General features: G+C 54.8%; 5 protein-coding genes, 1 tRNA gene and 1 pseudogene. 5 read left to right on the forward strand and 2 right to left on the reverse strand.

The genetic code is table 11. The features are described 5' to 3' along the window. Window positions 1-105: 105 nt before the first annotated feature. The gene (locus tag BOW52_RS17690; protein ID WP_269087638.1) at window positions 106-228 is read right to left on the reverse strand and encodes a hypothetical protein; all 123 of its coding nucleotides are present in this window, start codon (window positions 226-228) and stop codon (window positions 106-108) included. A gap of 52 nt (window positions 229-280) precedes the next feature. Here BOW52_RS17690 and BOW52_RS06315 point away from each other — a divergent pair. Both BOW52_RS06315 and BOW52_RS06320 read left to right on the forward strand, forming a co-directional pair. Then, a pseudogene (locus BOW52_RS06315) lies at window positions 281-748 on the forward strand (putative metalloprotease CJM1_0395 family protein); the annotation flags it as partial. 111 nt (window positions 749-859) lie between these two features. After that, on the forward strand, window positions 860-1,168 hold the full coding sequence (locus tag BOW52_RS06320) for a DUF6763 family protein (protein WP_078483248.1): 309 nt from the start codon (window positions 860-862) through the stop codon (window positions 1,166-1,168). A gap of 3 nt (window positions 1,169-1,171) precedes the next feature. Here the strand turns inward: BOW52_RS06320 and BOW52_RS06325 are convergent, their stop codons facing one another. Continuing rightward, complete coding sequence (locus BOW52_RS06325; protein WP_078483249.1) at window positions 1,172-3,610, reverse strand: Lon protease family protein; 2,439 nt, start codon at window positions 3,608-3,610, stop codon at window positions 1,172-1,174. Between the two features lie 169 nt (window positions 3,611-3,779). Here BOW52_RS06325 and BOW52_RS06330 point away from each other — a divergent pair. The 3 genes from BOW52_RS06330 (at window position 3,780) to clpP (ending at window position 5,970) form a co-directional block, all read left to right on the forward strand. Further along, window positions 3,780-3,864 (forward strand) — tRNA-Leu (locus tag BOW52_RS06330). Between the two features lie 136 nt (window positions 3,865-4,000). Then, window positions 4,001-5,302, forward strand: a complete 1,302-nt coding sequence (tig, locus tag BOW52_RS06335; RefSeq protein WP_078483250.1) for a trigger factor — start codon at window positions 4,001-4,003, stop codon at window positions 5,300-5,302. Window positions 5,303-5,331: 29 nt separating this feature from the next. Continuing rightward, window positions 5,332-5,970: an ATP-dependent Clp endopeptidase proteolytic subunit ClpP gene (clpP, locus tag BOW52_RS06340; protein ID WP_078483251.1), complete on the forward strand. Its 639-nt coding sequence runs from the start codon at window positions 5,332-5,334 to the stop codon at window positions 5,968-5,970. The last annotated feature ends 158 nt before the right edge of the window (window positions 5,971-6,128 follow it).

Consider the following 6,128-nt stretch of genomic DNA (forward strand, 5'->3'; position numbering starts at 1 on the left):
GTCATTAACACTCTCTCTGGTATGAGCCCGGGGAGTCGCTATTTTTGCGGAAGCTTGTTTTGGGCATCCAAGCCCAAGCAAGCGGCAAAAACTTAACGCGACCGTTTATGCCTGCGGCGCCCCGACCGGACTAACCGCCTTCGCTTCGCTATCCATAGCGGTCAGCGCAGGTGAAGCGCGATGAAGCAGCTGCGCCTGCTGCTGAAGAGGATCAGAAAGAGACTGCAAGCCAGGGAGTGGGGGCGTTGAGCAGAAAGAGAGCGCTGAGAAGGAGGGGCGCGTAGAGGCGAATGAGCCGACCGAGCAGGATCTTGCCAGAGATCGACAGCTTGCGGAGCGGGATCGCGAGGTGCGGGCGCATGAGCAGGCACATCTCTCAGTAGGTGGCCCTTATACAGGTCGCGCCAGCTTTACCTACGAACGCGGTTCTGATGGGGTGAACTACGCGGTGGCTGGGGAGGTGAGTGTTGATACTTCGGCTGTTCCCAACGATCCCCAGGCAACCTTGGAGAAGGCAGAGGTGATTCGCCGTGCAGCCCTCGCGCCCGCTGAACCCTCGGCGCAGGATCAGCGTATCGCCGCGGAGGCGGCCAGTATGGCAGCTGAGGCGCGCACAGAATTGGCCGCTGAACGGGCCGAAGAGGCCTCCAAGTCAGCGGAAGGCGAATCTCAGAGTAATGAGCTTCATTCGCGTTACCAAAGTGATGACGAGGTTGAACCGGGGGCTTCGATAGATCTCTATGCATGAGTAATGTTTCCGGCCAGATGAGGGCTGGATAATCACTGTTTACTGCTATCTTTGTTTTATGAGGCACTGCTTCTATCCAAGTTGACCATCGGGTGCACTGGGGGAGGTTGTATGGCTACTGAGTTTGAGCCCAAGGTGGGTGAGTGGTACAAGTATTCCGAGACCGGCAAGCTGTTTGAGGTTGTCGCGTTTGATGAGGATGAAGGTGCGATCGAGATTCAACATCTGGATGGTGAGGTTGAGGAACTTGATCTCGAAATCTGGTTTGAGGTTGATCTCGAGATGGCAGAGGCACCGGAGGATTGGAGCGCCGCCTACGACGGCATCGATAAGGATGATCTAGGTTATAGCGACAAGGCGATTCGCCCAGAGGATTGGTCGGGACCGATGAATGAGATCGACCGGCTAGAGAGTGATTGAGCCTTACTCTGGAGGCTGAGGTTCGCTCTCCTCCGGATCGTGTTTTCCCTTTTCGCCAAACTCGTGGCGGATTGTGGCATAGCTCTCAATCCGCTCTGCTACCAGCTGGTTAATGCTCCCTTCCGGATAGTGTTCGTCATCATCCATTTCGCCTGCATCGCAGGCCATTAGCAGGGTGGCTGCCTCGTCGATGGTGTGGATGGGGTAGATCTGGAAACTACCATTTTCGACCGCCTCTACCACATCGCGGCGTAACATCAGGTGTTTGACGTTGCTGGCGGGTATCAATACCGCATGTTCATCCAGCTCTCCGCGCCCGCGGCAGATATCGAAAAACCCTTCAATCTTCTCATTGACCCCGCCGATCGCCTGTACCTCGCCGTGTTGATTGACCGAGCCAGTAACGGCGAGTGATTGCAGAATCGGTTTGTTGGCAAGTGATGAGAGCAGGGCGCAGAGTTCTGCAATCGATGCGCTATCGCCTTCGACTCCGCCGTAGCTCTGTTCAAACACCAGGCTGGCGGAGAATGAGAGCGGGTGTTTTTGGCCGTAGCGTTCGCCCAACAGTGCGGTGAGGATCATCACCCCCTTGGAGTGAATGGCGCCACCGAGTTCGATCTCACGTTCAATGTCGATGATCTCGCCCTCACCGAGGCGTGTGGTGGCGGTAATTCGTGTCGGTTGTGCAAAACGGAAGTTTCCGAGATCGATCACCGAAAGGGCGTTGACCTGTCCTACCTTGCTGCCGGAGGTGTCGATCAGCAGGGTGCCGCGATTGATCTCTTCGTAACTATGTTCACGTAATCGATCGGCGCGCCGAATCTGTGCGTCGATGGCCTGTTGAATATCACTGTCGTTGATCGCGCTGTGGTTGTTGATGGTGGCAAAGTGGTCGGCCTCACACAGCAGATCGACCAGGGTGCGGGCGTGAGTCGAGAGCTTCTCGTTATCGCCGCTACGACGTGCGCTGTATTCAATCACCCGCACCACGGCGGAGCGGTGCAGAGGAAGGAGCTTCTCTTTATGCGCCAGCATGCCGAGCAGACGTGCATAGAGTAGGCGATTCTCAGCGGTAGCCTCGATCTGCTCCTCAAAGTCGGCGGCCACCTTGAACAGTTCAGCAAAGTCGGGGTCGTACTCGAGCAGGATGTAGTAGAGCAGTCGGTCACCGATCAGGATTACCTTGATATCGAGCGGGATCGGTTCGGGTTCAAGCGAAACGGTGCTGATCAGGCTAAGCATCTGCCCCAGCGACTCAATCTTGATCTCTCCGGCGCGCAAAGCGCGTTTGAGGCCCTCCCAGGCGTAGGGCTCAGTGAGCAGTTTGCGAATATCAAGAATCAGGTATCCACCATTGGCCTGGTGCAGAGCGCCGGGTTTGATCAGGGTGAAGTCGGTGATCAGGGCGCCCATCTGTGCAATATGCTCGACGCGACCAACCATGCTCTGGAATGAGGGGTTGTCGTTGTAGATGATCGGCGCACCTTTTGAGTCACTTTGATCGATTAGCAGGTTGACGCGGTAGCGATTGAAAAGAGAATTCTGATTGTTAGCTGTGGCATTGCTCGGTTGTTTACTCTCTTTGCCGTCCGGTTTGATAAAGATCTCGGTATTCTCAACCAGATCATCGCGTACCGACTCCAGATAGGTCACCACCTTGGGCAGATTACTGAAGCGGATGGTTAACGCGTCGATCAGGTGAGCAACGGCGGTCATAGTGACTTCGTGATTGAGCTGCTTGGTATGCTCGCGTGCCTCTTTATTCCAGAGCGGGATCTGATTGAGAATGTGGTGCAGCTTCTCCTGCAGTGTGGAGACAATCTGCTCAATGCGTGCCTGCTCCTCTTGGCCGAGCTGTTCATATTTCTCTGGTGGAATGACCTCGCCCTCTGTGGTGGGCGCGAAGGCAAAACCCGATGGGGTGCGGATCAGGGTGATCTGGTGCTGTTCCGCCTCCTGCTGTAGCTCCGCAAAGGCGCTCTCCTGGCGCTCTTTCAGTGCGTCCTGTATCTCCTGAACCCGATTCTGATACTCCTCACCTTCAAAGGCGGCGGGGATGGCGCTAAGTAACTCCTCGATCAGGTGGTCCATCTCTCGATGCAGCTCGACTCCTTCGCCAGCGGGGAGTTCGAGTGCGAGTGGCTTGTGTGTCTCTTTGAAATTGTTGACGTAGCACCAGTCGGAGGGGGTGCGGTCGTTGCTGGCCTGCTGTTCGACAAAGTGCTGGATCAGTGTGTGACGACCGATGCCAGCGGGGCCAAGGGCGTAGATATTGTATCCTTCGCGACGTATCGCAATGCCAAAATGGACCGCCTCTTCAGCGCGGGACTGGCCAACGATCTCTTTGAGGCCATCAAGCTCATCGGTGGTTTCAAACTCAAACTGGTCCGGGTCGCAAAGGCGACAGAGCTGCTGGCTATTGAGCGGTTTGATCGGTTGCATGGGATACCTTTATGGCTCTCTTATTCTGATCCTAGTCCCGATTCTCGCATTTGACTGCCAAATCGTGAACCTGGGTTGTGGTGCTGCCTGAAATAGGTTGAAAAAGGGGCTTCCGCGAGGCGCCCTGATCCCGGTATAATGGCAAGTTGACCTGTTTGTTCAGGGCAATGCGAGAGTGGCGGAATTGGTAGACGCGCTGGATTTAGGTTCCAGTGGGGCAACCCGTGAGAGTTCGAGTCTCTCCTTTCGCACCATATTTTAGTTGTAGTTCTCGAAAGTCGCCCCTATCTATAGCTGGATGCGGGTTTCGAGATGAATTGGCAGCAATCGAATGCTGCCGTTAGTTAAACCATATAGACGCATGCGTTCCATGCGATGAGGTGATTTTCAATGCAAGTTTCAGTCGAGACAACCGAGGGCCTTGAGCGCCGCATGACCATTGAGGTGCCCGCCGAGGAGATTGAACAGGCCATTGAGAGCCGTCTGGAGTCGATGAAAGGTCAGGTCAAGGTTGCTGGCTTCCGTCCTGGCAAGGTGCCGCTCAAGGTGGTTAAGCGTCAGTATGGTGATCAGGTTCGCGCCGAGATTGTAGAAGAGGCGATTCGCAATGCGCTCTCCAACGCGGTTAATCAGGAAAATCTACGCCCTGCAGGCAGTCCTCTGATTGAGCCTAAGCCTCTCGAGGCGGGCAAGGCGCTGGAGTTCTCTGCAACCTTTGAGATCTATCCGGAGTTTGAGCTTGCTGCGCTTGAGGGTGCCAAGATCGAGAAGCCGGTTGTTGAGATCAGGGTGGAAGATCTTGAACAGATGCTCAACAAGCTGCGCGATCAGAAGGCAGAGTGGAACGACGTTGAGCGTGAGGCACAGAATGGCGATCGTGTAATGATCGATTTTGTCGGTGCTATCGATGGCGAAGAGTTCCCTGGTGGTACCGGCCAGCAGGTTGCCGTTGTGCTGGGTGCCAATAGCATGATCCCCGGTTTTGAAGATGGGTTGATCGGTAGCAAGGCGGGCGAGGAACATAGCCTCGATCTGACCTTCCCCGAAGAGTACGGTGCCAAAGAGCTTGCGGGTAAGGATGTGAACTTCAAGGTCACTGTCACCACCGTTGCTGAATCTTTCCTGCCTGAGCTGGATGATGCCTTTGCTGTTGATTTTGGTGTGGCTGATGGCGGTATCGAAACGCTGCGCAATGAAGTACGTGCCAATATGGATCGTGAGCTTGAGCAGGCAGTGAAGGGCAGTGTTAAAGAGCAGGTAATGGAGCTGCTGCTGTCGAAGAACGAATTTGACGTGCCAAAGGCGCTGGTCGATCAGGAGATCGGAAATCTGATGCAGCAGTCGGGTCTGCAGATGCCGCCCGAGATGCAGAAGGATCCGGAGCCGGTTCGTGCGCTGTTTGAAGAGCAGGCGAAAAAACGCGTCAAGCTGAGCTTGATTTTGGCTAATGTCGCCAACAGAAATGAGATTAAGGTTGACCCTGATCGTGTCCGTGAGACGGTCGATAAGGTTTCGCAGACCTACGACAACCCAGAAGAGTTTGTGAAGTGGTACTACAGTAATCGCGAGGCACTGGCGCACGTAGAGTCGCTAGTACTTGAAGAGCAGATCGTTGACTGGGCTGTTGAGCAGCTCGAAGTCAGCGAGGTAGCGAAGTCATTTGAAGAGGTCATGGCGTCGAAAACTGCTTAAGTAATCAAAGCCGTAGTCGAGGGGATTAAATGAGCAATTTTGGTGGATTTGACGGTATTCAGGCATCAGGCCTGGTTCCGATGGTGGTTGAGCAGACGCAGCGTGGTGAGCGTTCCTACGATATCTACTCACGACTGCTCAAAGAGCGCGTGATCTTCATGGTTGGCCAGGTCGAAGACCATATGGCAAACCTGATTGTCGCGCAGTTGCTCTTCCTCGAGTCAGAGAATCCCGATAAAGATATCCATCTCTATATCAACTCACCGGGTGGTTCGGTCAGTGCCGGTCTCTCAATCTACGACACGATGCAATTTATCAAACCCGACGTCAGCACCATGTGCATCGGTCAGGCGGCCAGCATGGGTGCGGTGTTATTGGCGGGTGGTGCGGCAGGTAAGCGCTTTGCGCTACCTCACTCTCGCACCATGATTCATCAACCGCTGGGTGGCTTCCAGGGTCAGGCCTCAGATATTGAGCGCCATGCCAAAGAGATCCTGTTGGTGCGTGAACGTCTCAACAAGATCCTTGCCGACCATACCGGTCAGTCGATTGAAAAGATTGCAGCCGATACCGATCGTGATTTCTTCATGAGTGGTGAAGAGAGTGCCGAATACGGCTTGATCGATTCAGTGCTAGATAACCGCGCAGCAGTTGCTTCTGAGGAGTAAGGCACGCCGCTGAGTCACGCGACAGTGCACGGCACTGCGCTGTGGCATTTCAGGCATAACCTCCGCTGACCGCCATGGATAGCGAAGCGAAGGCGGTTAGTCCGCGATAGTCGACGCCGTCTGCATATTCGTAGTTGAGAGCGCGAGCGAACGACGAA

Source organism: Solemya pervernicosa gill symbiont, from assembly GCF_002020875.1.
Lineage (GTDB): Bacteria > Pseudomonadota > Gammaproteobacteria.

Bases quoted from the DNA above. Each gene is read 5' to 3' on its own strand.
- BOW52_RS06320 (WP_078483248.1), top strand. From the start codon at position 860: ATGGCTACTGAGTTTGAGCCCAAGGTGGGTGAGTGGTACAAGTATTCC.
- BOW52_RS06325 (WP_078483249.1), bottom strand. From the start codon at position 3,610: ATGCAACCGATCAAACCGCTCAATAGCCAGCAGCTCTGTCGCCTTTGC.
- tig (WP_078483250.1), top strand. From the start codon at position 4,001: ATGCAAGTTTCAGTCGAGACAACCGAGGGCCTTGAGCGCCGCATGACC.
- clpP (WP_078483251.1), top strand. From the start codon at position 5,332: ATGAGCAATTTTGGTGGATTTGACGGTATTCAGGCATCAGGCCTGGTT.